The organism is Flavobacterium frigoris, assembly GCF_900111075.1.
Classification (GTDB): Bacteria; Bacteroidota; Bacteroidia; order Flavobacteriales; family Flavobacteriaceae; genus Flavobacterium; species Flavobacterium frigoris.
In genome coordinates this window covers 374979-400555 of sequence record NZ_FOFZ01000003.1, presented here as the reverse complement: position 1 = coordinate 400555, position 25577 = coordinate 374979, and the positions used below count along the sequence as shown (strand labels likewise).

At 31.6% G+C, this 25577-nt stretch carries 23 protein-coding genes; 6 read left to right on the top strand and 17 right to left on the bottom strand.

Translation table 11 applies throughout. The features are described 5' to 3' along the window. Positions 1 to 297 precede the first annotated feature (297 nt). The 4 genes from BMW63_RS07120 to BMW63_RS07105 are packed head-to-tail and all read left to right on the top strand — an operon-like array spanning position 298 to position 2069. The gene (locus tag BMW63_RS07120; RefSeq protein WP_074722671.1) at positions 298 to 516 is read left to right on the top strand and encodes a hypothetical protein; all 219 of its coding nucleotides are present in this window, start codon (positions 298 to 300) and stop codon (positions 514 to 516) included. 11 nt (positions 517 to 527) lie between these two features. Beyond that, the gene (locus tag BMW63_RS07115) at positions 528 to 782 is read left to right on the top strand and encodes a hypothetical protein (RefSeq protein ID WP_074722669.1); all 255 of its coding nucleotides are present in this window, start codon (positions 528 to 530) and stop codon (positions 780 to 782) included. Between the two features lie 24 nt (positions 783 to 806). Beyond that, a complete protein-coding gene (locus BMW63_RS07110; RefSeq protein WP_139174211.1) occupies positions 807 to 1196 on the top strand; it encodes a hypothetical protein in 390 nt (129 codons plus the stop codon). Positions 1197 to 1235: 39 nt separating this feature from the next. After that, entirely contained in the window at positions 1236 to 2069 is an 834-nt protein-coding gene (locus BMW63_RS07105; protein ID WP_074722665.1) for a hypothetical protein, read from the top strand. A 233-nt stretch (positions 2070 to 2302) separates the two neighbouring features. On the opposite strand, the gene BMW63_RS07100 is transcribed toward BMW63_RS07105, so the two are convergent. Next, the gene (locus tag BMW63_RS07100) at positions 2303 to 2602 is read right to left on the bottom strand and encodes a DUF6943 family protein (RefSeq protein WP_245744898.1); all 300 of its coding nucleotides are present in this window, start codon (positions 2600 to 2602) and stop codon (positions 2303 to 2305) included. Positions 2603 to 3829: 1227 nt separating this feature from the next. Here BMW63_RS07100 and BMW63_RS07095 point away from each other — a divergent pair. Both BMW63_RS07095 and BMW63_RS07090 read left to right on the top strand, forming a co-directional pair. Further along, positions 3830 to 4036 (top strand): hypothetical protein, encoded by a 207-nt coding sequence (locus BMW63_RS07095; protein WP_232226431.1) that lies wholly within the window; start codon positions 3830 to 3832, stop codon positions 4034 to 4036. Between the two features lie 7 nt (positions 4037 to 4043). Next, entirely contained in the window at positions 4044 to 4841 is a 798-nt protein-coding gene (locus tag BMW63_RS07090) for a Fic family protein (protein ID WP_074722663.1), read from the top strand. 115 nt (positions 4842 to 4956) lie between these two features. On the opposite strand, the gene BMW63_RS07085 is transcribed toward BMW63_RS07090, so the two are convergent. From BMW63_RS07085 to BMW63_RS07010, 16 genes are all read right to left on the bottom strand, one after another. Further along, positions 4957 to 6027: a hypothetical protein gene (locus BMW63_RS07085; protein WP_074722661.1), complete on the bottom strand. Its 1071-nt coding sequence runs from the start codon at positions 6025 to 6027 to the stop codon at positions 4957 to 4959. 147 nt (positions 6028 to 6174) lie between these two features. Next, positions 6175 to 6495 carry a hypothetical protein gene (locus tag BMW63_RS07080; protein ID WP_074722659.1) on the bottom strand — a complete coding sequence of 107 codons (321 nt, stop codon included), beginning with the start codon at positions 6493 to 6495 and terminating at the stop codon, positions 6175 to 6177. Positions 6496 to 6509: 14 nt separating this feature from the next. Continuing rightward, positions 6510 to 6857 (bottom strand): hypothetical protein, encoded by a 348-nt coding sequence (locus tag BMW63_RS07075; RefSeq protein WP_074722657.1) that lies wholly within the window; start codon positions 6855 to 6857, stop codon positions 6510 to 6512. Between the two features lie 209 nt (positions 6858 to 7066). Continuing rightward, a complete protein-coding gene (locus BMW63_RS17975; RefSeq protein ID WP_074722655.1) occupies positions 7067 to 9031 on the bottom strand; it encodes a DUF2779 domain-containing protein in 1965 nt (654 codons plus the stop codon). Continuing rightward, positions 9032 to 10276 carry a DUF4407 domain-containing protein gene (locus BMW63_RS17970; RefSeq protein ID WP_074722653.1) on the bottom strand — a complete coding sequence of 415 codons (1245 nt, stop codon included), beginning with the start codon at positions 10274 to 10276 and terminating at the stop codon, positions 9032 to 9034. Position 10277: 1 nt separating this feature from the next. After that, positions 10278 to 12302, bottom strand: coding sequence for a protein kinase family protein (locus BMW63_RS07060; RefSeq protein ID WP_074722651.1), 2025 nt, complete (start codon positions 12300 to 12302; stop codon positions 10278 to 10280). After that, positions 12299 to 13075, bottom strand: coding sequence for a hypothetical protein (locus BMW63_RS07055; RefSeq protein ID WP_074722649.1), 777 nt, complete (start codon positions 13073 to 13075; stop codon positions 12299 to 12301). The genes BMW63_RS07060 and BMW63_RS07055 overlap by 4 nt, the downstream gene beginning before the upstream one ends. Then, complete coding sequence (locus tag BMW63_RS07050; RefSeq protein ID WP_074722647.1) at positions 13075 to 13836, bottom strand: VWA domain-containing protein; 762 nt, start codon at positions 13834 to 13836, stop codon at positions 13075 to 13077. The genes BMW63_RS07055 and BMW63_RS07050 overlap by 1 nt, the downstream gene beginning before the upstream one ends. Continuing rightward, positions 13829 to 15217 carry a phospholipase D-like domain-containing protein gene (locus BMW63_RS07045; protein WP_074722645.1) on the bottom strand — a complete coding sequence of 463 codons (1389 nt, stop codon included), beginning with the start codon at positions 15215 to 15217 and terminating at the stop codon, positions 13829 to 13831. The genes BMW63_RS07050 and BMW63_RS07045 overlap by 8 nt, the downstream gene beginning before the upstream one ends. A gap of 21 nt (positions 15218 to 15238) precedes the next feature. After that, the gene (locus BMW63_RS07040; protein ID WP_074722643.1) at positions 15239 to 16513 is read right to left on the bottom strand and encodes a 5-methylcytosine restriction system specificity protein McrC; all 1275 of its coding nucleotides are present in this window, start codon (positions 16511 to 16513) and stop codon (positions 15239 to 15241) included. Then, a complete protein-coding gene (locus BMW63_RS18385) occupies positions 16503 to 18878 on the bottom strand; it encodes an AAA family ATPase (protein WP_074722641.1) in 2376 nt (791 codons plus the stop codon). Before BMW63_RS18385 ends, BMW63_RS07040 begins: the two co-directional genes overlap by 11 nt. A 14-nt stretch (positions 18879 to 18892) precedes the next feature. Beyond that, a complete protein-coding gene (locus tag BMW63_RS07030; RefSeq protein ID WP_074722639.1) occupies positions 18893 to 19237 on the bottom strand; it encodes a hypothetical protein in 345 nt (114 codons plus the stop codon). Between the two features lie 23 nt (positions 19238 to 19260). Beyond that, positions 19261 to 20766 carry a DUF4062 domain-containing protein gene (locus BMW63_RS07025; RefSeq protein WP_074722637.1) on the bottom strand — a complete coding sequence of 502 codons (1506 nt, stop codon included), beginning with the start codon at positions 20764 to 20766 and terminating at the stop codon, positions 19261 to 19263. Positions 20767 to 20773: 7 nt separating this feature from the next. Further along, positions 20774 to 21835 (bottom strand): protein kinase family protein, encoded by a 1062-nt coding sequence (locus tag BMW63_RS07020; protein ID WP_074722635.1) that lies wholly within the window; start codon positions 21833 to 21835, stop codon positions 20774 to 20776. Positions 21836 to 21843: 8 nt separating this feature from the next. Then, positions 21844 to 23037, bottom strand: a complete 1194-nt coding sequence (locus tag BMW63_RS17965; RefSeq protein ID WP_074722633.1) for a type IIL restriction-modification enzyme MmeI — start codon at positions 23035 to 23037, stop codon at positions 21844 to 21846. Further along, on the bottom strand, positions 23001 to 25577 hold the full coding sequence (locus BMW63_RS07010) for an Eco57I restriction-modification methylase domain-containing protein (RefSeq protein WP_074722631.1): 2577 nt from the start codon (positions 25575 to 25577) through the stop codon (positions 23001 to 23003). Before BMW63_RS07010 ends, BMW63_RS17965 begins: the two co-directional genes overlap by 37 nt.

Genomic DNA, 25577 nt, shown 5'->3' with positions numbered 1-25577 from the left:
TTCTATGGTCACGATTGAGTCTTTTGTAAGCTGTTTTCATATTACAATTTTAAGTATTTTTTGTCTTAAAATTGCGTTAGATTCCTGACTCTGCGATGTAATTCGCATATTTTCATTAGTATTTGTGACCAATTTTAGGTTGTGCTCATTTCATGTCATTTGCTTTACATTACAAACGTACTGCTTTGTACTGACAAAACGCGTCAGTAGCTTTGCTTAAAAAAATAATTTATGGCTGACACAAATTGACAGTCTGCTGACTTAGTATTGCAGTATTAATTTAAAAAACAAATCATTATGAAAAATCCATTTAAAAAATCAAACACTGAGTTGGACATCAACGGAGTGGGTAAAATTCTAACATCGGGTGCTGCCGCAGGAATGGCAATTGCTGTTTTTGCAGGTAAAAAGGGAAATGTAGGTGGTATTATTGGAGCTGGTCTATCATTGTTAAATGGCGGACTGCTTGTAGCCATGGACGAAGATAATTCAAAACACAATTACAATAACAATTAAAAAGAACTATTATGTTATTTCAAGTAGTATTAGATATTATCGTTTTTCTTATTAAGTACGTTGTCAGAGTTTTATTCGCATTGGCTGCTGTACCATTCGGGGTTTTTATGTTATTAAACAAAATGTTTCCTGTGTTTAGCCATGAGTTGGATTTCTGGTTTTGGTCAGTATTTTCGATATTGACGATAATAGCTTTCTTTTTATTATGGAAACCTATCTTATGGATTATGGGAGCTTTAAGTGTTTTAGGGGCAGGGAATGAGTAATAAATAAACATAAAAAATCTAAAAATGAAAACACTAACAATTTTTATAGCACTACTATTAATGTCATTCGGAGCTAGTGCTCAAGACTTCGAGTATGAAACCATTTGGTCTATGTACAGTGGGAAGAAATTAACCAAAATGCCCAAGTATAATGTTGAGGAAGCGGAATCATTTTCTACAATAAAATGGAAGGAGAAGACGCGAACTATGACTATTTCAACTTCATCGCCTGATGGAGAAAATAAAATTGCTGTTAAAGTAACAGGAATTCTTAAAGAAGCTAATTCAGTTATCTATAAAGGCATCAGTCCTAATGGCAAGATGATTATTGCAATTAATCCAATCACTAAATGGATAGTGATAACTGATATGCAGAATGGAAATTTAATGTATGAATACCACAAAATAGAATAAAATTAATCCTAAAAAGTCCTTTAAAGATGCAATTAAATTATGATTAGAAAAATAATAATAGGATTTGTATTGGTATTCGGGTTATCCGTACAAAGTCAATCTAAAAAGACACAACCGTCTTATGAGGCTAAAGTAAAAAACTATGTACTATGGTTTGAATCACTTCCAGATCATAAGAAGCGAGAAGAGGCTAACGTATTGGTTATGAATTTGAATATGATGTCGGCATATGACAGAGGTATGTGGTTAGCCACTTCGGCTAAATATAGTAAGCATAAAGAAACTCCAGAGGTTAAAGAAATTCTTATTGACAGTTTATCTAATGAAGGAGTAAAGAAGAAACTATTTGCTGATAGCACTAAGCAAGTTGGTGAAAAAGTGGACACGATTATAATACTGAGTAGCTCAATTGCTAAGGATAGAATAGTTGCGTCAAATGCCGAGGTGAGAAAGAAAATTGCCGATTGGAAAGTGGTGATTAACGAATCCGAAAGAAAACTAGACAGCATCCTTGGAACAGCAAGAAATCAGGATCATTCTATGGCAAATAGCAGGATTGTCGATGATTTAGTTGATAAGTCAGAGGAGGGTAATAGAGAACTTATTTCCTTAAGAAGGGATTTAATAACTTATAGCGACGAAGAAGCTTATAAGTGGAACTCTTATTTAATTGACAAGTATGAATTAGAAGTTCAAATATCAGTCCCACATAAATTGACAAATGAAGAATTAGACAGTGGGATACCTAGCGGTATAAAATTTGACAAAAAGGAAAAAAAGTATTTTGCCAAATTCGAAAGAGGTTATAAAAATGGAAACCGATGGGATGAATATAGCAGTTTCCAATTGGAACGAATAGATGGAAATGATTAAGCAAAAAAAGGATTTGTGTAGATATGCAAATCCTTTTTTTGTTTAGATCAGTCCAAATATTCGATACCCATGAGGCTTAAAAGGAGTCGGGACAATTTAGATCGGGCATTTTATTTAGTAAAATACCGTTTCAAAATCACTCTCTTCATTTCGTTTATAAGGACAATATTCTGATGCAATTGATCTTCTTGTTGTTCCAACAATCTTAACACCTTAACTTCTTTTTGTTGTTGCTAAAAATCGTGTAGCATTTCATTGACTTTAGTCGAGAAATCTTTTTTAAAATCTTGGATTCGCAAAAAAGGAATTACAGAGCCATAAAGAGACTGATGCCAGAATTTGAATTTCCAAAGGCAATAAGCAAGCCAGTACATTGTTTCTGAATCCTCTTGGTTTGAGAAAATAATCACATAACTATTGGTAAAAGGCTCTTTTTGGGGCTTGCCGCTGTTCATTCCTTTGTTGAGAATAAAGATTTGGTTTCCCTTGTAAATGGTTTCTTTCTGATGGGTTTTGATGATGAAGTTTGGCATGATTTCTGGTTTTAGATTGTGTGCCTCGCTGCGCTCGGCACCCTACTATTTTTAAAAGGAAAAGAAAAAAAAGAAAGTCGCCTAAGAAGAGGAGGTTTTAAAAGGAGTCCAGTTTTTTTGAAAAAATACTACCCAACTCTTCTGTGGAAATCGAAACCTCATCGGTTTGTCAAATTATGAAGTGGAAATGTAAGGGTGGAGATATTTTCAAAAACCCGGAGGGCTTGAACTTTACTTTTTGAAACCGGAGCTTACCTTTACTTTCTTTTTTTTATTTTTTTTCTTGTATCACAAAACATTCTCGTTACTGTTCTTCTTTTGGGATCGTTCTACTGGAAGCGGCAATTAAACACCCCCAAGCACCGCAAGGAGCATAAAAAAGTGGTCTCGTCTTTTGGGACGAGAAGGAACTTTTTTATGCGGATGAGGAGCGCAGTGGCGGGGTTGCGGCAATCGAATAGCCACCCTAGACGCGGGAGTTGAGCGTCCTTAGACTTCGCTCAGGATGACAAAAGTTGAGGGCTAAATACTAACGTATTTGTGCTACATAAAGGGAGCGAAACGTAGCGGATAGGAGCGTGAAACGACGGGGAAATAATAAAACACTCCCGACTTTTTTTGGAGGGAAACCTTGATTTAGGGCAAAGTGAGGTTTTTCACCGAACGGAGCCAACCCCGATGGCTGTGCGAAGGAGCAACCGCTGAAAAAATAAGGGGCGACAGACATAATACTGCTGATTGCAGAGCAGCGTACCCGCCGCGGCGGGGAAGCGGAACGGAATGAAGCTGCATTGTGGCTGTAATAGCCCCGACGAACGCAGGAAGTGACCGTGTGGAGATGAGGAACGGAACGGCGCAAAAAAAATAGCTGTCCCGCCTTTTCTTTTAGCGGGACTGCTATATTTTTTAGTGCTGTGTAGTGTCTGTGGAATGGAGGGAGACCAAGCTATTTATGATAAAAAAAAGATCCCCTAAATTACACGAAAATTTGTTGTGGAAATATTTGGTTGACCGACTGGAACTGCCGAACGGAACAAAGGGAACGACCGTAGGGAGACCGCTTGATTGCCCGTGATATTTAACGGAAATGTTCTTTTTAATACAGAAACACTTCATTAATACAGAGAAATACGCTGCTATTCTCACGGAATTAAATAGTCTTTATAGTTAAAATATCCATTAATCTGTGTATATTTAGAATCAATTACTTAAATTTGCACTATGTTAATGACAAGGCAAGACATATTATCTTTAAAAAATCTTTCAACAGTAAAGGACTTCGTTTCTGTTGATAGGATACCCGCTGCTTTTAAAAATGATTTTCAAAGATTCTTTTTTGGAAAAACTTTGGTGAAAGATAATGACACTCTTTTTGCTTACCCTCACGATATTAAGATGTGGGTTCGCTTTATATTCAATAAATATAAAGATTAATTCGTTAATGCTTCCCGACTACCTTCAACACTTTAATGAAGCCCTTCAAAAGTTCCAAGAGAAATTTCCAAGGGAAAAATGGTCTCCTGAATTTAAAGATAGCTTAATCAATAATTATTCTTTTTATTCAGCAAGAATAGAGGATGATAAATTGCATTATGGCGATACGATAAAATTTTTAAACAATGAGTTGGTAAGGGTTGGTAAAATGACCTCTTTGCTCAATATTTCCAACCATAAGGATGTTATGAAATCTCTGTTGGATAAACTTGAAGATTTTCAATTGACAGAAGAAATTGTAAAAGGGATTCATCAAGATTTAATGGGGTCTGATTTGGCATGGGAAGTGGAGTTTAAACCAGAACTCATCGGGAATTACAGAAATATTCCAACAGTAGGATCGAGAGAGCCTTTTTTTGAAAATAAAGAATATGCCCCTCATTATAATTTAGCTGTTATTATGGCTTCGCATATGGGGTTATTTAACAACCGCTTTGAAAGGATTGACAATTCTAATGAAGCCACACATATACTTTCTGTTTTGGCCTATTTTCATAATACTTTTTTAAACAAAATTCATCCCTTTGCGGATGGTAATGGCCGAGTTTGCCGAATTATTATGGGAGCGATCATGATGCAATACAATTGCCCTCCGATATTTCCTCTTATCACAGATGAGGAACATCAATTTGAATATATTTCTACCATTGTGAAATGTGAATTAGAAAATAGTGATGATTTATTGGTTCGTTATTTTGCCAAAGGAATGACTGAAAGTTTACTTCAGAGAGTTTACGAGTTTTAATTGAAGTTGCTCTAAAAAAAAACAGTTAAAAACACAATATGAATAGACCTTAATAATCAATCAATATTTGGTAGTAAGTGGTTGACTGTTGCTATTTTTCTATTTCGTTTTTATCCTAGCTATCTAATAACTCATCAGGACTGTTGATTAATGGATCCAACCAATTTGCTTTGGCTGTGGCCCAGTTTATCCATTCTTGCTTCTCTGGTGTTAAGTTATTCATGTTTAATGCATGTTGCTTTTCTGCATCAATGTATTGGCGAATCAAGAGCGTTTTGTTGTATTGTTCTGATAAGGCTACTAACTTATTGTATTTGGTAATTTCTTCATCTCTTATCTTTTTAATTTCAGCTTTACGTTTTTCTTCTTCTTCTCTTTTTAAATTAGCTATTCTTAACCGTTCTTTCCATTCTTTTTCCTTTACGGCTAAGACTTCTAGTTTAGCAACAATTTTCGCTAAGAGTTCTTCAATTTTTACGTGACCGTCTCTCCATTCACGTTCCCCGGAGCGTCTTCCAATTTTAAAAATGAATTCACCAGTTGGTACGTAATCTGAAGTTTCGTATTTGGTTGTTGCTGGAATTCTTTTTTTAGCTTCCCTTAAATCTATTTCAATAAAAACCTCATCAATTACAACACATGCATTACCATATTGTTTTGATATTGTATGGCCTCTATATCTTATTAATTTCGTTAAGGTATCCATAAATATCAAGCCTCTTTCTCTATTGTTTTTTTCCACTCTGATTGGATAGACTATTCTATTATCGTCCCAATATGAAGTGAATTTTATTTTACCATTCCAATAATCTTTGGTTTGAATGGTTAAAACATCAGGTTTTGTAATTTTGTCTGGAACGACTAAGGGAGCTTGTGGATCATTTTCTATTTCCTTGGTATGTATTGTTAATGGAGTTTGATCTACATTGATTGGATTTCCTTCTTCTCTTATGGTTAAAATGATTTTATCCACGCTACCAAAAACAGGATTTAACTTTTCTATTTTAACCTTTTTATTGAATTTGAGTTTTAACCAATAGCCATTTGGAGGCAGTGGTATCTCAAATTGCTTGCATATTTTCTTTATGCCATTATTTGAAAATGCATACTGCATTGTTAGTTTGGAAAGAGGTGTTGACCAAACTAAATCATATAATTGTTTCCTGGACAGTTCTTTAGTTTCCATATAAATTGCCTTTTTTGAATCAAGTAATAAAGGTACCTAATGTTCCTCAGAAAATGAAATTAGCGAAATGGAGCAAACAGCAATGATGAGTTAGGAATACTTGAGCAAACGATGATTTTATTCCCCAGAATGAGATCATTAAATCAACTAATCTAAATACATTGTTATACGAAATGCTAGTTTTTTGGCTTTGCAACTGGGGCAGTAATTTCCTTCTTCATTAAAATATAGATCAAAATTACTGAATTTTTTATCATTGTAATTATCCCCTTTTAAATCATTATCGGAATAAAACAGATACTTCCCTGAGTCTTTATGGTCGAAATAATTGATGTTTTCAAATTCTAAAGTTTCCTTGTTAATAGCAGGTACTGGACAATTAGTTAGATAACTAAATCTACCTCCACCTAGTCTAAATTCATTTTTAAAACCGCAGCTGCGGCATAAGGTTGCTACTATGTTTCCCATTCTATTGTTTTTTATTAATTACCAAATCCTGAAAAGTCGATTAAATAAATATAACCTCTTTCTTTAGCACTTTGAGTCCATTTACTTCCATAATCTGTTCCATTAACTTCATCTGATTTTTGTGTTTCTTCATAAGTATTTATATAAACCGAAGAGACTACAAAACCAGATAATTTCTCTAAGTCATTTAGACTTTTAATTGCTGATTTAGATAATAGGGCTATTTTTTGATACTTATGAATTACATACCAAAATGTAAATACACTTTCAAATTTTTGCAAATAAATACTATCGCCAATTCTAACATTATCTCTAATGTAATCAAAAGAATTACCTCCAAAATTACTAGCACTCCAATACATTGTAAATTTATCTATACCCTCTTTTATTTTTATCCCATATTTATGTTTTGTTGTTGCTTAGATATAGGTGTGAGAATTACCTAAATGTAAAGCTTTTTCACTTTTATGTTTATTAAAAAAAAGGCGTTTTTTTTCTGGTGTAAGCAACTGTGAAAATTTTTTATGGTTGAAAAGAATAAGTTTACTGTATCTATAAATCCTCGATAGTTTCAAATAATTATATCATATTTAAAATGTTCGTAAATCATAACCATACCTAAGGTATCTAATTCACAATACTTAAGCAAGCCATTAGTAATTTCTTCTCGTTCTTTGGGGGGCATATCAACATATTGTAATTTAGCATAGGCCGTTAAGGCGGTTCCACCATCTGCAATGTTTTCCATATCGGAGATGTTTTCTTCTAAATCGGTTACTATCCAATTGTCGAATAATGGGGGTAGCGTTTTGTATGGGTTAATTACGGCATCACCATTTGTTTGTAACCATATATGATTGGAAGGAAAATTATAACTGCTAAGATTGATATTTCCAATAGGATGGCTGTATTTCTGTTTTAGAAAATTACTTGAATTTAATGCTGCAGGTAAAACTGCTTTTATAGAATTAGATCCTTTGGTATGTGGGTTGTAATAATAGTCTTTAACTACTTTGCATAAATCGACCATATTGCGTTCTCCTTCCCAAGGGTTTGCTTGGTTTTTTGTTGCTTTACTGATGGATTTTAAAAAATCGATTAATTCTTTTTTATCTGTTTCATAGCTTTCCTCTAATTGTGTAATAATGGCATTGATGATTGTGTTTTCATGCAGTGCAAATTTAAAAATGGTACCGTTGTCATTTTCTAGTACTTTTTTTAATGCTCTCGCAAATAAGAAATTTGGAAATTCACCCGCTGTATTGTTTATGTATTCGCTTTTGTGTTCTATACTGCCGTCTTCATTGTATTGATGGTGTGAGAATTGGAAAGCAACTTGTTCGTAGGGTTTTCTCCCTGTTGTGAATGGCAATGCTACAGTACTTGTTTCAAAATCTATAAAGTGTAAAGGAAATATCCATTTATCCATTTCCTCTTTTAAAGCTTCTTTTTCTACAAAAATGGTATTGTCATTTGCTACTGCTTTTTCTACTTGTATCCATTGTCTCTCTGATGGAGCAATTCTTCCTGCTTCTGGTTTTATATTGATGTCTTCTACAATCATATTCTCCATTAACAAACGGTTTTCTTCCATGAGGTTTTTTCCTCTGAAGTTCCATATTTGCATTGCATTTGGTTTTTTGAATTCTAATTCTGTCCAACCTAATTGTTTTGAGAAACAATGTTTGAAACCTGATTTTAGTCCTTCTTTTTCCTGTTCTGGTGTTGTTTTGAATTCACATTTTTTACAAGCGGAGAATTGGGTTGGCCATTTTAAATAACTGTCTTCTTGGTATGCTTTTCGGAATGTAGTAATTGCTTCTTCAAAGTTGAGGTTTTCGTAATATTTATATTTATTTTGGATGATATCGTTAATGATGGTATCCACATTTATTTCAGATAGAACAGAAGCGCCAATTTCTTCTAAAGAAGTTGTTTTTTGAATGATATCTGTTCTTGGGTTGCCGTTATTTGGTATTCGGAATAATTGGTTTAAACCATCGATAGCTGCCTTTTTCGTTTTATCGGCCATTAAAAAATAAGCTTCCACTTGTTGTTGCGGTAGTACTTTTTGAACTACATATTTTTGGAATGCTACATCGAATAAATAGGGCTTCCAGTCACTAACTAACCCTCCTCGTTTGCCTATAAAACTATTTTCATCAGTTGGGTCAAATGATTTTGCTTTTACTTCTATTAATTTAATTTGCTTTCCGGATTTAACTAAAAGATCTGTTCTAATGAACAATCCATCGAATTGAAAAGCAGCTTCATAGATTACAACATTCTCTAATTTTAAAGCTTCATGGGTTAGCTGTACTGCTTTATCGTACTCGTAGTTTTCCGTATTTATAAAAATACCGTTAGGGTAGTGGAGGCGTGCTAAAGCTTCTACTTGAAAACCACCACTAGCCAATGCCTGCATAAAAGTATCCTCACTTTTGTTGTTTGCATATTCTTTTTTGGAAGTATAAAAAAGTTTATTTGGACACTCTAGTGCGGTTTTGAAGCGGGATTTGGTTAGTGGTTTACTCATTTAATTATTTCCTTTAATTATCTGAATTGAGTTGTTTTGAATTAATTGTTTTTGCTCTTCTTTCCATTTTTCTATAGCAACAATAGCAATTTCTTGTTGTGCTTTTGCAATTGACTCTAAGATTTCTTTATTAGTATGTAATTCTGCATTTAATTTCTGTTCATATTTTTCTGTATGTATTTTTACTGCAGTATTAATTTCTTGATTAATATTTGATTGTAATTGTAATTGCTGCACTTTTATCTCATGTTTTTTTCTATCTATTATATCATCGTAAGGACCACGCTCAGTCATCATTTTAAATAAAATAGGTGCAATTTCTATAAAAATAAACAATATTGTAATTAACCATTTTGAAAATAAAAGGGTTGTATTTTCACTAGTTAAATCTCCTAAAGCTTTTAGTCTAGCTAATAAACCATCATTTTGAGACTGTACTGTTGTTTGATTTTCAATTTCGACACGTAGTTGAGCGTCTCGTTGATCAATTTTTTTATCTAGTAAATCAATTTTTTTATAATCTAAATCGTTAAGAGCTGAATAATTTGTTTTGTTTTTATTGTAATCTACTTCTGCATCATCTGCTACTTTTTTTAAGTCATCATAGTATCCTCCTTTACCAAGTTTTCCACTGAATTTCCCAGTATTCCATTCATCATTTTTGTCTTTATTTGATTTTTCCCAAAAAAACCTTTTATTTTCAATTATTTCTTCTCTTTTTTTTATGCTACTTACCAATTGAGTTCTTTCAGATTTTAATGAAATTAATTTTGGATCTGTGCTGCTAGAATTTATAATTGTATTTTGAACGATAGCTATATCAGTGCTTATTTTTGCATTTATTTCTTTTTCGAAAAGTTTCAATTCGAGAGGTGTTGAAATTACGAAGCCTAAAATAATTGCCATTACTAATCTAGGAGCAGCTTCAATTAATTCTTGCCTAGAGATGGTTTTTTTTCCATCACCAACACCAAATGAAGCCACAATATATCTATCTAAATTAAAAATTAATGCTCCCCAAAATAGTCCAAAAGGAATTGATAAATAAGTACTTTTGAACGCTGTAAAAAAAGCATACCCACCCGCAAAACTAGCCATTAATGCTGTAAAAATAATTGTTCCTCCAATTCCAAAATACTTACTTTTTTCAGAGGGAACCATTTTTAATACTTCAACTTCTGCACCAGAAGCCCATAAAAATATGTCTTCTGTTTTTTTTCCAATATATTTTATTGCTTTTTTCATATTAGTATTTCATTACTTTATTAAATAAATTTTCAAATAGGTTAGTTGTTTTTTCTTCAACATCTATTTGTTGTTTTGATTTTTCACTTACATCCAATTGAACAAAATCAATTGACTTTTGATTGAAGTTAACTTCATTATTAAAATTAATACTCAAATCTTTAATAATATTATCCGGTATTTTAAAAGCATCATTTTCAAATTGAATATTTTGATTGAAATTCGGTGTTGGAATGAGCATTGTTTTTATAAGTGGGATTGGGAAAGGTTGTGTTTCAATTACCTTTTCAACACTGCTGAAATATCCAGTAGCAGTTAGTGTAAACTCTGTTTTATCTACTATTCCAATTGATGTTTGTCCATTTTTAGCACTACTACCAATCCTTGGAGATATTTTAACTTGATTTGTGTTTTCCGTTTTCCAAAATAAATCGATATTATCTATTCCTTTTTCAATATTAATCTCGTATTTAAACTCCACTATTTCGGGACTACAGACCTTAATTTCTATTTCAGCATTAACTTCTTCATCAAAATTTCCTATTGCAGTTAATATGATTTTTTTGTTTTCTTTAGGATCAATTTCTTGAGTGCCAAAAGCTTCTAAATCATCTATTACTTCAGTAATTCTAACTTTTTTTGTATGACTTGTATCCCAAGAGAGTGTTATAGGAGTTAGATCAATTCGCTCTAAAATATCTGATTTAAAAAATCTAATTAAAGGTTGAATTTTATTTGCTTGGATATTTATTTCTTTAATAGACTCTCCAAATTCATTTACTATTTTTAATTCTACATTCGTGGTATCCTTAAAGTACTGTTTATGATTTAATCCGTTTATTAATATATCATTTATATAAGTTTTATTTCCTTTTGATTGCTTCCAATTAAAAGTAACTTCCTCTTCTGATGAATTAATGGTTTTCTTATTGGTTTTAAAATCTAGAATATTTGGTAACAATTCAAGACCTTCACCAATTTCAAATAAAATATCATACCATTCAGCTACTTTGATTCTTTTATTTGGGTTTTTGAATCCTGAATTAAAAACTTTATTAAAGGCATTAATTAGTTTTTCAAAACCATTATCTTTTAATAAATTATAAAATTGGATTACTCCTTGGTAGGCATTTAAATTTGAAGCATTAAATGTCTTTTCCTCTGTATCAATTACTGGCCAAGTGTGTTTTTTTAAATATTTGGTGTTTGTTTTTTCATCAGCATCTATTAAAAAGAAATAAGGACTAACACCAAAAATAAGTTCAAAAACAGCATTAGCTATAACCCAATTTTCTTCATCTATTCTTTCAATTGTACTTAGATTATCTGAGTCTATTTCTTTAGCTAAAACTTTCCTATATGTGCTTCCAATCCATTGTCCTAATTTACCTAGGGTTGTTGGTTTTTTTTGTGAATCAATGTGGAATCCACTATCATAATCAATTAGTGCTATCTTATTTAATTTATTATTGATCCAAATGGAATTTTCACTAATGTCAGAATGAAGGAAGTTTAATTCGTTTAAAAATTTTATGACTTTAACTAATTGAAATGCATAATATATTCTTTCTGGTATTTCAGTTTGCGCGTATTTTGACTTATCAAAATTATCAGCACCAAAATCTTGGTAGTAGTTTTCATTAAGATTGTGAATTAAAAAAGCAATTATTTCTTTTTCTTCAATTTCATCATAAGCTTTACATACTAAAAAAGGTAGTCCTAATAATTCAGGATAATGATTTATAATAACACCTTCTTTATTAACAAAATCTTTTTTTATTTTAGTATGTAGTAAGGAAATTGTTTCATAAGCATGATCTTGAACTTGAGTGTTAGATATAATTTTTAAAACATAACTACTTGTTTGAATCCCATTAATACTTTCTACTTTAAATACTTCTCCAAAACCGCCACTTCCTAATTCGTTTTCAAAGTAATTAATGCTTTGAATTGGCAATAAATCAATTTCATTATCTACAATGTTAATACAAGAAACATCGGTTATGTTTATTATTGATTTTATCATTTTCTATATTGATTTAAGACTTCGTCTGTAATAATAATTCCAAGTGAAGCATCGTCCTCCAATAAATTTAAGTTGTTCAGGTCATTTAAAACTTCTTCATTAAAAGTTATCAATTTGTCTTGAAAGTCGTCATTATCCTTATGATTAGTTAAAAAAATATTTAATTTTTCTAAAATAATTTGAATAGAAGATGATTCATGTCTCCAAAATCTCCCTTCATTATCTTTAATAATTACATTTTCTTCTAATGAAGTAATACCATCTGTAAAAAACAGTATTATATCTCCATTTGGATTGTTTAAGGAAGTTGAAATTTCACTTTTGATTAATTCTTGCTTTCCGCTTTCTTTTGATAGGTGTCTTGTTAAAGCTCCAGAATCGTTTATGTGAGGATTTATCAGATGATTGAATTTGTATGGTAATAAATCTTGTGTTGACTGATTAAAATCTCCATTTAATTTGATGCAACCTCCATTGCCTAAATATTGAATTTTAACTTTTCTATTTGATTCAACTATTGCAAAAATAATAGTTGTTCCTCCGTTTTCAAGTTTATTTTTTAAAGCAATAATTTCGGAATCTTGAATTAATTGATTAATATCTGTGTACCCCTTTTCGATCATCACATCAGTGACTTTTTCAGATACAACTTGAGATTTGGAGAATTCTCCAATACCGTCACATAGTATTAAAGCTTTGCAATCTTCATCATTAATAAAGTTTGCACTGTCTTGCTTTAATTTAATATTTAAATGTCTAGCTGATAAATACATTAGTCTATTTTTGAAACGGTTGATATACTTTTGATCATGTGGTTTCTTATAGCATCTGGGTCTACATCTGATATAAAAAACGAATGTCCATTTTGATTATTAGAAGCAAGTTCCTTTAACTTATTTTTAGTTTGATTTAAAAAATCTTCATCATTTGACCACCTAATATCTTCAAAAAGAATAGAAGAAACAGTAGTTTTTTGATTTGATTTAATTTTTTTAGTTTTTTCTGATGCAGATTCAAAATGTCTTATAGCACCATCACTTAATATTATAACTAAACTTTGACAGTTTTTGCCTTCATGTTTTTTATAATAATTATTAATTTCTAAATCAACTAAATCCAAAGTATCATCCAAGTACTCAAACTTATAATTTTCTTTAAAAAATAAGGTCGGATTATAATTAATATCTAACATATCATTTGCCATTTTTGATGGTTGTAAGATTGTGGCATGTTCCTCAGCAAATGCATAGACTCCAATATCAAAACAGTTTTTATTTTTACTTTCTAATAAGCGTTTGATTATTTTCTTTATTGCTATATCAATTTCCTCCCCTTTAGAGCTTCCAGTTTTTCCTTCCCAAGTCATGGAACCTGTGCCATCTAAAACAAAAAACACCAACTGGTGAAATAACCTAGGTAATTCAATATTTGAGAGCGCAGAGCTTAAAGCTGCATTATTAAACTTAGAAAGATCTAATTTGTTTTTTGTTGTAGTAGAAATTGTACTATCAACTTTTTGAATTTCTTTACTCATGCTTTACGTAATCTTTAGTTAAATTTTCATATTGGTTCTCTAGTTGTTCTTTTTGATTTTTAAAATAATCATCCCAATTAGTAAAATCTTTAATTGTTATGTATTCTTCTGATAAATGCATTGTTTTTAAGTCAAATACTAAATGATCGTATTTTACTTGAAGTGATGCTAGTTTAGCTAATAAAGTCTCTAATTCACTTACTTTGTCTAACTCATTGATTGGGTTCCCTAATCTTAAATCCGATACAATTTGTTTTACTTTATTTAAATCTTTTAGCTTATATGCTTTAGTCAATTGGTCAAAAGTTTCTGCTGCTTTATTTTCATTTTCAATTACACATCTAGGTGAATCGGGATGGCACAACTTTGAACCTTCACGATATAGTTCTCTTAAAATTTGATTTTCATCTTCTTTTAAATCAGGTATTTCAATTTTTATTTCCTCTTGGTATTCCTCATTATTTCGTTGGAATTCTTCATCCATTTTATGATACGTATCATCTTCAATACCATGTTTATGAAGTTTCTCGTAAATTTTCTTCTTTAAAGCTAATATTTTTCCAATAATTGGGTTTAATTCAATTATATATCTGTGATTGAATTGTTCTATTAAAGCTTCTGTTTCTACTTTTTGAATGGTTAATACTTCTATTTGAATTGCAATTAACTGAATTTGAACTTTTATGCTTTCTATTTCTAATCCTGTTACATCTACTAATTGAGTTTTGGTTTTTTTAAATTTGTCCATTTCATGAATGGCTTTTTCATATTCCTCTTCAATTAATAACTGTACGATTTCCGTTAATTCTTCTGTACTTTTTAATTGTTGCACATAAGGTCTAATGTTTTGTTTTTCACCAATAGCAACAAATGCTTTTATCAAATCAAATATTTTGAATGCTTTGGCTAGATCAAGTTCTTTTTGAAGCGATTGTATTTTGCCTGAGAGTAATTTTAATCGATCAAATTCTTCAATAAAATCATTTGCTCTTTGAGCATGGCCTTCTACAATTGTTACTTCTTCGTTATTTTGCGTAAATGCCTTGTTTGACCAATTTGCAGAACCACTAATCACCACATCATAATCAATCACACAAAATTTCATATGCATTAACTTTTCATCGTTTCCGATGTAAGCAAAAAAGCCACCTTTTTTTTCAATTAATTTATAGTTATTTGAACAGGTGTGGTTAAACTCATGGTTTGTTATTACCACTTCTACTTGAATACCATTTTCTAATAATTCTATTAATTTATCAAACAAAGGACGATCTGTAAACCACGCGACAGCTACACAAACATGTGTTTTTGCGTTGTCGAGATGATCTAAGATTATTTTCTTGACTTTTTTGTCTTTAGTGAAATGTGTTTGTATTTGCATTTGATATAAATATTTATTTCATTAAAATTTAGGCAGTTTTACTGCAACCTTATATACACCATTATAATCTTTGACTTTGTACAATCTAAAATCAACGGATTTTAAATCTTCAAATCCATTAATGATATCAGGATAAATAATTAAGCAATCAATACTTTCGGGATAGGCTTTATCTAAATATTTGTAGACCTTTTCTAATCGTGCATAACCGCTTACTTGACGTACATCTTCATTGTCTACTTTTCTCTTATCGTATTGTTTGTATTTGGCATCAATTACCATATTTAAATCACGTGATTTTAGTACATAATCTAATTCGCTACCACCATGAGTAAAGTGGTATTGCACGTCATTCCCGAAACGATCTTTCAACATTCCCAAAGTGTATAATTCGAATAACTTACTCATGTCTATCCAAAATGGATGAGTTTCAATTTTTTGATTTGTAGTATTTGAAATATTGTAACTGAATCTTTTTAATATGATTTTGGCCAATCTAATAGCATCTTCATATTCTTTGTAGAAGGCATTATTTTTCGTGAATTTTATTTCGCTTAGCTCTATTTTGTCTTCTACCAATTCAAAAGCGGGAAAAATATAATTGAAACTATCCTGAAATGAGTGAAATTGATTACTACTTAATCTATTTGGAAGGTATTTTTGTATAAAGACCAACGTTTTTTTAAGTACTCGATTTTCTAATCCATTTACTCCAAATTCTTCATATTCGCAGTACGTAAGTAATGATTTGTTTTTTAATAGGTTATGTTTAATAGTTTTGCTGATTAGTACTTTTCCTTTTATTTTGCTCTGCAGATTTTTTTCTACTTTGTAATAAGATTTTTTCAAACCTTTCCGAACGATTGATTTCACTAAAGCCAAAAATTGAACTATCAAAAAAGGTGTTAAAACATCTTCTTTGTTCTCAATTAAAATTGTTGGTTCTTCCCATTTTATTTCGAAAAGTTCTTCTATTTCATTTGCAACTTCGGGGTGTTGTAAACAACTAAACAACATTTTATAATAATCAATTTGAACATTATCAGGTTCTAAAGGATTTTTGTTATTTAATTTAGGGTTTATTAATAGAGCATGTTTATCGTGATCTAACCAGGTTAAACCAACATAATAACCGGAATTTAATTTCCACCCATTGTTGTTGATTAATGAGAAACAAAATCCATTGTTCTTTTTTTTAGCAAATTCTGTAGCATAGGAAATCTCCTCAAATTGCCAGTCCTGCTCTTTGATGTTTCCTTCGTGATGTTCCCAATATTTTAGAACTTTACATTCCATATTCACTGATCAATTCACTCATTACTTTCTTTACCAATTCATTATTGTTTAAAATACCGTCCTTGATATATTCTTTTAAAATTGGAATTACTTCGTATTTCATTTTCATTTTAAGAATTGGTTCTGCATCTGCTTTCTCTAAATCTATACCCTCCTCATTTTTGCAAATAAAATAACTATGTCCTAACCAAACATCTTCTGCTCGAAAATCAGAAGCTAGGGTAACGGCATTTTCAATAGATGCTGGATTCACAATTCCCTCAAAATTTTTGACAAATAACTTGGAGATTTTAATAAAAGTTTCTTTGATTTCAGGATGTACTGGTTCAATTTCCGGTAATACATCTACAAAGGCAAAACGTCTTCTTATCGCATAGTCAATATGACCTACGCTACGGTCGGCGGTGTTCATAGTACCAATTATATAGAGGTTATTAGGTAATTCAATCCTTGGGTCTTCTTCAATTTCATATATGCTGTTAACTTCTTTACCACGATATTCTAATGCATAAATCAATTCACCTAATACTGATGGTAAATTGGCACGATTAATCTCATCAATAATTAACACATAATTATTATTTGGATTTTGAAGCGCATCGTTAGCTATTTTAATTAAAGTTTTATCTTCAGTACTATATTTAATATTGTTTTTATCATCTGATTTTGCCACGATTCCCCTCACAAAATCTTCATAAGAGTAGGAGGGATGAAATTGAACTAATTGTACAAAATCAGTATTACCATTTTCATCTTCAATAACTGTTTTTAAACTGGATTTATCAGATGTAATTTTGTCTTTAAGATATTTAGCTATTGCATCCTCATATGATTTAAAACCACCTGTTCTTCCAGGAACATTAAATAGCTCTTCGTTATACGATTTAATGATTTTATTATAAGAAGGACTCCAAGGTTTACTAGTTTCACTTTTAACACTTATAGTATTATTATCTAATGAAATTATTTCAAATATTTTATTACTTTTTCCAGTGAATTTATCCCCGATTTTAAAAAACGACTTTATTATTGCTGGTGAAATGTTTATTTTTTCATCAGGTTTGATAGTCTCATACTGATTTAAGATAGTCTGATTATTCAAAACCATTACTTCGGCAATTATTCCTGCCATACGTGTTTTACCTGTTCCTGGAGGACCTTGTAAAATGATTTGATTTTTATAACTTAAAATATCAATAAGTTCATAAACTTTTGCTTTTTCCATAGAATTATCTTTGAGTATTTCGTCTTTATGAGATTTAAAAATTTGAATAATATGATCGTAATCAAAATGATCTGTAAAGTGTAGTTTTGTATTTGATTTGTTTGCATAATCTAATAATCCGTAACTTAAACCAGAATCGATTTCGAAAAATAATTGTTTGGCAATTTTTTGAGATTTAAATGTTTTATTATAAATGGCAAACCAAATCCTATTAAATCCCTGATTTTGTGCACCGTCAAAATGGACTAATTTTTTACTGGTTAATTCTGTTATTCCAAGATCTTTTTGAATATTTTTTATTAGATTGTTGAAAAACTTTTCTAATTCAAATTTATCAGAGGCAAAAATTAAGGTATAAAGTATTCTAAAATTTGATGTCCATGCTCGATAAACATTTTTATCAAAATCTTTTTCTAATTGAGATTTGAGTAGGTTAATAGTAGGATTGTCAATAATCTTATTGTTGATTAACTCTTCTATTATTTTACTTCTCAATAAAACTACTGGTTGAGAGTTAATATTGTTTTTAGAGTTGTATTCAAAATACAGTTTTTTTAATTCTAGGGCATTTAAGCTATTTATTTTAGAAAAAAGACTTATTTCGTTTTTGCTTAACTCATCATAAAATAATTGAAGCTTCAGGTATTTTTCAATTGTAGGCTTTCTTTTTTCTAACTCTAGTTTTCTTAAAGTTTCTATTTCGTTTTGTTTTTTATCAAAAGCAGGAATAAGAATTTCATCCTCAAATAATTGAAATTCATGTGATGGGATTTCTATAAAAGTAGAATTATCCTTAGGTGCCCACCATTTGGCTAATGTTTTATTGTAATTTTTAGAATTCGTTGCATCTGCAATAGTTATATACTCTCGATCTACCCATTCATCTTCATGCGCCTTAATTATTGAATGTAATGGCCTATTGTCTATAAACATTCCTATTAATTCTATTGACTCATTTGAACGGCATATATAAAACAGATCTCCTTTTTCAGCATTTAAAAAAGCTTCGTATTGCGTTGATTTACTTTGTCCTTTGGCCAAAGTGCCAGACCCCATACTTATAAGATTATTGCTTTTTAATAAATTAAAATTAGCATTATCTATGTAATTTATTCCAAGTGATATTTTATAAAATTTCATCTATTTTTTTAAATCTAATTTATTTCCTCAATAGTAATTCCATCTTCTAAAAACTTATATTTTCCTGGAGCTAATGATATATTTTCTTCGTCCTCATATTCCTCTTCCCATAAATTCTCCTCAGTTTCCCATTCTTCCTTTTTTCTGATGAACTTATATGGCGTTTCAGAACAGTCTATTTGACCTTTTGTGTTTTTCTTGATTTTGAATTTATCTCCAGGTTCTACTTCTATGTGATACATATTGTATCCTTGCTGAAAAAGAATTGCATCACTGTTATAATCCTCATCAGGAGAAATGCCCATTTCTTTCATTGTAGATTCGAAGCTTGGTTCTATTAAAATTTCAAGTGGTTTCATAATTTTTATTAGTTAAATCAATATTATTTGTTGAATTCTTTTTTTAAAGCTGCTCCTTTTTCCGTCAACAAATATCTTTGTTTAGGATGGTTTGGACTATTTGGATATTTTAATTCGATTACTCCAAGTGCTGATGCAGGGTCTAGATAATTTTCTCTGAAGTTCCTTCTGTCTTTTAATCCAAGTTCCTCTTGAATTTCTTGACGGCTCATTTCACCTTCTACTACTTTTAGCAGGTTTCGAACCTCTACAGAAGTATTTGGGTACTTGGTGGGTACTTGGTGGGTACTTGGTGGGAGCTTGGTGGGTACTTGGTGGGTACTTGGTCGGTAAAGGATGGTTTTAAAATCTTCATTTTGCTCGAAATCAGGTGCTTGAAGGTTGTTTGCTTTAGCAATTCTCATGATGTCGGCAGTACCGGTTCCTAAACGTTCTATATACCCTTTTAGGTACATGGGTTCTGCTAAAAGCGGATTGGCCGGAACCGAAGTGTGCAAGGTTTTTAATTTTTCGGTGGTCCAGCCCAAAGGCAATGCTCCGGGGTTTATTATTTCTAGACGGTCACTAAATAACATGACTTGTACGCTACCGTTGCTGGTGTAATCTCTGTGAGCTATAGCATTTACAATGGCTTCCGCTACTATTTCTTTTGGGATTTCATACTTTCCTGGAATTTCAATATCATCTTGACGTGTTCCTACTGAGTAATCCAACTTGGACAAAACGAAATCAAGCGCTTGGTCCACTAGCTCAAACACATCGCCTTTGAATACTTTGTAGGATGGAATTGGTTTTTCTACGATATTTCCGTGAAAATGAACACAACGCACTTCGGAATTGATGAAAAAGCGTTGCGGTTCTTTACCGAAAAGCAATAATGCTGCATTCGTAATGCGGTTGTCATTCATCAAGTTAAGATGTACCAGTATTTCTTCTACAGGTGCGGATGCTGGTAGTTTGAAACCTCTTCTTGCATTTGCTATTTGTACAAAGTCGCTCACTTTATTGGTGTCAATATCTTCTAAAGTTGCTGTGGCATGTAATGTTGCATCAAATGGCCCGATACGGATAAGTTCTTTTTCTATTAAATAATTTACTAAAGCGGCATAAATGGATGCTTTTAATTCATCAATAGTGGAAAAGCGTTTTCTTATTAAAACTTGTTGTGCTTTTTGAATGAATGCATTTTGTTTTTCGTTTCGTTCTTGACTACTAGGACTGGTTAAAAAGATTAATCGTGTTTTGTGGTGCAACGTAGCGTGGTCAAATTCACGTTCTGTTGGCGAAATTCCTTCGCTGTCTTCAAAACCGTATTGTGTACCCAATATGCCTAGATAAATGGAGCATTGTTGCACTTCGTTTAGATAAATTGTATCTGTTCTTTGATCAATAGCCGGTAATCGCTCAAACAAGAAAGGATCGAAAAACCGACCCAATAACGGATCGGACAAAATGTATTCGAATACCATTTGTCTTTCTTCTGCAAACTCTGCTTGAACGCTACTGATGAATATTTTTGTTTTTGGCATTTTAAAACTAATTAAACATTTTTCTATAAACCTCAGTTACATCATGATCTAGGTATTCAATAGTTAGTGTTGAATTCCAATTATTTTCATTTTTGATTTTTTGGATATATAAGTCTATTGCAGTTTGTAAATTAGTTGTTAGATTATCTATTTGGGCTATACTTTGTAGACATTTTATTGTATGTGGAATATGAAAGCCCATCATTGGATGTGGTAGAGTTGTTAGCAGCTGTACAAAATCATTTGCGGATGTTTTATTATTTAAAATGAGGTCAATGAATTTTGAAACAATGCTATAACTTAATTTGTATTCTGAAATATTATTATAATCTCTAAACATTTCGATAATTGGGTCATAATACTTCCATTGATGAAAGGAATGAGAAAAAAAGTACTTAAATAAACCAATATCATTTTCCATTTTAGCTTTCTCAGATAAATCAATTGTTTCTGATTTAAATGAAGAGTTATCAAAATCAATTAATATAGCTCTGATAGGAAATTTTATAGGGTCCTCTTCAATAAACGCAATTATATTTCCAGAATGAAGATCTCCGTGTCCAAAACCTTGACTATGACAAAAGCATATAACTTCTAATAATGAGTTTACATAAGTCAAAGCAAAATCATTTAATACTTTTTGAAAATGAGGTTCATTTTCAATCAAATCAAAATGCTTATTAATTTGTTTCATTGATCTACCTGGAACAAATTTTTGAACAACTGCAATACAATTTATTTTTAAATTTTTCGAATAAAAAGGTTCTACAGTATAGGTTGGTGCTATTTGGTTGTGAATAAATGTTGATGTTATTTTCAAACCTCGTTTAGTACCTTCTTCTGGTACACCATCAAAAAATAATTTCACTGCAACATCAATGTCTCTTTGAATATCTTTACACAGAAATACAAAAGCATAACACCCTTCGCCTAAATCAAAGTCGTTTATTAATTTATATTTGTCTTTATAAACTTCAAGAAATTCCTGTTTAAGAAATTCTTTTTTTTCTTTTAATTCCATTTCCATTTTAAAAACTAATTTTATCCAAAGAATAATTTTTTTTATCATTTTTATTTTTATTCAAATAATTCCCCTTGACCATACTTTTCCCCAGGTTCATTAACTAAATTATTCCCTTTTTTGGCAACAGTTTTCTCCTTCTTCACCGCTTTCTTTTTATCCCACAACCCAGCAGCGACTTCTTCTTCGTGGATTTTGTGGTTGAGTTCGAGTAAGCGTTTTAAGATTTCTTTGCGTGCCTCGGGATGGATGGTATAACGAACCCGATCGTTTTCTGGTAAATACTCTACCTCATAAAAATCATGACGCAAAGCAATATCTAGCCAGCCATAGGCTTCTAAAGTTTTAATATCTATATTTTTATGTATTTCTCTTATATCTACAATATAAGTATCTATAATTTTGCTATCGTGAAATTTGTTATAAAATGATGTCAATCCTACTTTAAATTCATCAAGAAGAACATCTCTTGTTTCTAATAAAGTTTTACCTAATAAATATAAATTTTCATTTGTTTTTATTGGAAATGTTTCAAACACTTTTGATGGAGTGTATCTAAATGTACTCCCCAAAGTATTACCATATTTTTCTGCCCAAACAAAATGAATTGTAGATTGTAAAACTGCGATAATTGAATAATCATCAGTAGTTACAACATATGCAGTTTGTGTAATTGCCGAAGAATAAGGCACTTCTCGAAAGTTTAAGTACTTTGTAGTTTGAGCTGTTGCAAAAAATCGATCTACTTTATCTATTGATTTACGCATTCCTGGTCTATTTTCTGCATAAATCCACCATTTCTCTCGGTTAGCTTGCCTTGAAGTTTTATCTCTAATAGGTTTTACTAATATCTTTATTCTTTCGTATGGTTTTATGTATATTTTAGCTTTTTCTTCTGACCAGTCAAAAAAATTAATAATATATCTATGAGGAATAAGTGATGGCAAATTGTTTAGATCGTCGCCATTAAAACATGGAAAAATTACATCATTATTTTTTTTATCATCAATAATCATTTCATCAAATTCATTTTTTGGTAATAAAAAACCATCACCTAAAAAGTAATAACCTGTATAAATAAAGTTTTGATTCGTAAATAATTTTAAAGGTTCTGGATCAATAACACCATCAGTTAGAAAACTTGAAATCTCACTAACTTCCTTATCTCTTAAATAGCTTTTAACCTCAATAGATTGACCTTTGTAAAAACTAATTATAGAAATATTAGTATTTGCTTCACCTGGGGCCAAGGTGTTGATTTTACTGCGAAATTAATTTTTGAATTATCAGTTATTAATTTAGACAAAGCACCAATTCTTAGATCACCTTCAGATATTGAATCGGTTGATAACAAAGCCATAAAGGAATTTTTACTGTTTATTAAGTTAAATATTCGATTAAAAAAATATACAACTAGATCATTTGCTCCAACATCAGTAAATCTTTGCTTTACAAATTCAATAAACTGATCACCGTAGGCTTTTTTTAATTTTTTATCTCCTAAATATGGTGGATTCCCAAGAATACAATCAAATCCACCATTTTGAAATACTTGTGGAAACTCTAAAAACCAATGAAAAAATCGTTTGTCTATACTTACTGCCATTGCAGCTCCACGATCCAAAATTTGAGCTCCAGATTTTAGGTAGTTCATGTATTGGCTTTGGGTAGTGAGTTTGTCTTTGTTTAAGTCGGTTTTTGGTATAAAGAATTGGGCTACTTGTAAATCGGCAATTTGTTTGAGTCTAAACCATTTTTTACCTGTTGTCAAAGTATGGTAAGCGGCTTCTTTTTTTGCAATTTGTGCCGGTGTGTCTTCGGGCAATCGTACAAAGTCTTGAAAGTCTTTTTGCAAGCCACGCAAGCTTTCGTCGGCTTGCTCTACATTGTAGGTCGTTAATTGTCCTGTGGTTTTTATTTCTAAATTATTTCGGTTTCTAAAAGCTGTAGCGATTTCTTTTTCATCTCCTGGTAAGGTTTTAAATGCTTCACTGGCAATTCCTTTTTCGAGTTCTTCAAAATGCGCTAAACCTACAATGGCATTTCCGCATTTGATATGATGGTCTAAAAAGTTCATGGGTTGCCCTGGTTCGTGTGCTTCTAGCCATAAGGCCACTTTACACAATTCGACCGCCAGTGGGTTTAAATCGACACCGTAAATGCAGTTTTTAATCACATCGCGAATGGCTGCTCTATAAAAAGCAGGAGAAGGTTGTTCGGCACCTTCGCGAATAGAAGCCAACTCGGCTGCAATCTTACGTGCTGCTGATAGTAATATATGTCCTGAACCACAAGCTACATCGCAAACAGTAATAGAAAGTAATGCTTCCTCAGGATTGGTTTCTTTTAGTTTGTCGGCAATGATATATTCTAACGAATGTTTGATGAGTGGTTTCACCAACTCTTCGGGTGTATAGTGCGAACCTGAACTGGAACGACCGTCACCGGTTACAAAACTAAAATGGTATTGGTGTTCAATTTTGGTTAGTACTGGGTCGTATTCTAATAAACCTTCATAAACAGAACCAAATTCTTCAACATCTAAATCGGAGTAATTTACTCTTACTAATTGATTTTGTTCGTTAACAAAAGTGGTTAGTCGTTTAAGCACTTCAATTAAATTGCCATTACTTAAAAATTGCTCTTTGAGAGTTCCTAATGCATTACTAGCAAACAAACCACTACCTAATGGTTTTATACCAATTTTGTTTCCGTATTCTTGATTTTCAAAAAGTAGAAAAGTAGTTTTTAGACTTTCCCATAAATCGTATTTATCGGCATCGATATATACTTTGTTTTCGGTTAGTTTTCGTAAACGTTCAATACTGTAGTATTTGAAATAGATTTCGCGAAAGCGTTGTTGGTCGGCGGTCAACTCTTCTGGAAAAATAAGTTTTCTTTCTTCGAGCACAATTAAAAAAAGTATTCTGTATATTAATCGTAACTGATGGGTGTAGTAGTTACTTGCATTGAGTTGGTTGTTGTCCAACAAAGCTACCAAATCGGTATTTTTTGGATGTTCTAAAAAGCCATTAGCTAATGTTTTTATAGAAATTTCTACCGCTTCACTCAATTTGGTTCGAATACGGGTTCCCGATGCCATACTTTCTTGGTGGTAGTATTCAATTACGGCTTCTGCACCAGCTTCCATTTTTTGAGGCATACGGGTGGCATGCAACACACGGAAAAGCAAAGAGAAGTCGGCATACAATTCTTCTTCAAACATGCGTTCGAGATCGAATTCTAAATAGCTCATGCGTACCAAACGCGTAGCATCACGAAGTAAACGCAAATGTCTTCCGTTAGTCACTAAAGCATAGAGGTGTTCGGTATTGTTGAGGTATTCTTGTACTAAGGCATGTGGTGATACTTTTTGACCACCCGTATCTCTACGTTTGTCTAGGTTATCGTTGTATCCCATAATGTGAATGGGATAATTATCGATATTGGTTGCACCATGACTGATGTTATAGGATTTTCCGTTTATCAACTGGGCACGTTGTAAACCCATTACATAGCCTAATTCTGTTAGTAATGGAACAATTAATTTTTCACGTGTTAACGAAGTTCCAGTGTCACCTTGCGGCAAATTTTCTAAACGTCTCTTGTAGGCTTGCCAATGGGTACGCATGATGGACCATGCCATTCCGATTTCATCTCTAAGAGAGGCCGAACGTGAAAGACCAAAAGCTTCTGGAGTTTGGTGCTTGAATTTTTCTTCGGAACGAATTTTATCTAAAATTTCAGAAGAAACAATATTTCCTTGTATGTTAATGCTAGAAAAACTCAT

Coding starts and splice junctions, on each gene's coding strand:
- BMW63_RS07120 (WP_074722671.1), top strand. CDS start 298: ATGAAAAATCCATTTAAAAAATCAAACACTGAGTTGGACATCAACGGA.
- BMW63_RS07115 (WP_074722669.1), top strand. CDS start 528: ATGTTATTTCAAGTAGTATTAGATATTATCGTTTTTCTTATTAAGTAC.
- BMW63_RS07110 (WP_139174211.1), top strand. CDS start 807: ATGAAAACACTAACAATTTTTATAGCACTACTATTAATGTCATTCGGA.
- BMW63_RS07105 (WP_074722665.1), top strand. CDS start 1,236: ATGATTAGAAAAATAATAATAGGATTTGTATTGGTATTCGGGTTATCC.
- BMW63_RS07100 (WP_245744898.1), bottom strand. CDS start 2,602: ATGCCAAACTTCATCATCAAAACCCATCAGAAAGAAACCATTTACAAG.
- BMW63_RS07095 (WP_232226431.1), top strand. CDS start 3,830: ATGACAAGGCAAGACATATTATCTTTAAAAAATCTTTCAACAGTAAAG.
- BMW63_RS07090 (WP_074722663.1), top strand. CDS start 4,044: ATGCTTCCCGACTACCTTCAACACTTTAATGAAGCCCTTCAAAAGTTC.
- BMW63_RS07085 (WP_074722661.1), bottom strand. CDS start 6,027: ATGGAAACTAAAGAACTGTCCAGGAAACAATTATATGATTTAGTTTGG.
- BMW63_RS07080 (WP_074722659.1), bottom strand. CDS start 6,495: ATGGGAAACATAGTAGCAACCTTATGCCGCAGCTGCGGTTTTAAAAAT.
- BMW63_RS07075 (WP_074722657.1), bottom strand. CDS start 6,857: ATGTATTGGAGTGCTAGTAATTTTGGAGGTAATTCTTTTGATTACATT.
- BMW63_RS17975 (WP_074722655.1), bottom strand. CDS start 9,031: ATGAGTAAACCACTAACCAAATCCCGCTTCAAAACCGCACTAGAGTGT.
- BMW63_RS17970 (WP_074722653.1), bottom strand. CDS start 10,276: ATGAAAAAAGCAATAAAATATATTGGAAAAAAAACAGAAGACATATTT.
- BMW63_RS07060 (WP_074722651.1), bottom strand. CDS start 12,302: ATGATAAAATCAATAATAAACATAACCGATGTTTCTTGTATTAACATT.
- BMW63_RS07055 (WP_074722649.1), bottom strand. CDS start 13,075: ATGTATTTATCAGCTAGACATTTAAATATTAAATTAAAGCAAGACAGT.
- BMW63_RS07050 (WP_074722647.1), bottom strand. CDS start 13,836: ATGAGTAAAGAAATTCAAAAAGTTGATAGTACAATTTCTACTACAACA.
- BMW63_RS07045 (WP_074722645.1), bottom strand. CDS start 15,217: ATGCAAATACAAACACATTTCACTAAAGACAAAAAAGTCAAGAAAATA.
- BMW63_RS07040 (WP_074722643.1), bottom strand. CDS start 16,513: ATGGAATGTAAAGTTCTAAAATATTGGGAACATCACGAAGGAAACATC.
- BMW63_RS18385 (WP_074722641.1), bottom strand. CDS start 18,878: ATGAAATTTTATAAAATATCACTTGGAATAAATTACATAGATAATGCT.
- BMW63_RS07030 (WP_074722639.1), bottom strand. CDS start 19,237: ATGAAACCACTTGAAATTTTAATAGAACCAAGCTTCGAATCTACAATG.
- BMW63_RS07025 (WP_074722637.1), bottom strand. CDS start 20,766: ATGCCAAAAACAAAAATATTCATCAGTAGCGTTCAAGCAGAGTTTGCA.
- BMW63_RS07020 (WP_074722635.1), bottom strand. CDS start 21,835: ATGATAAAAAAAATTATTCTTTGGATAAAATTAGTTTTTAAAATGGAA.
- BMW63_RS07010 (WP_074722631.1), bottom strand. CDS start 25,577: ATGAGTTTTTCTAGCATTAACATACAAGGAAATATTGTTTCTTCTGAA.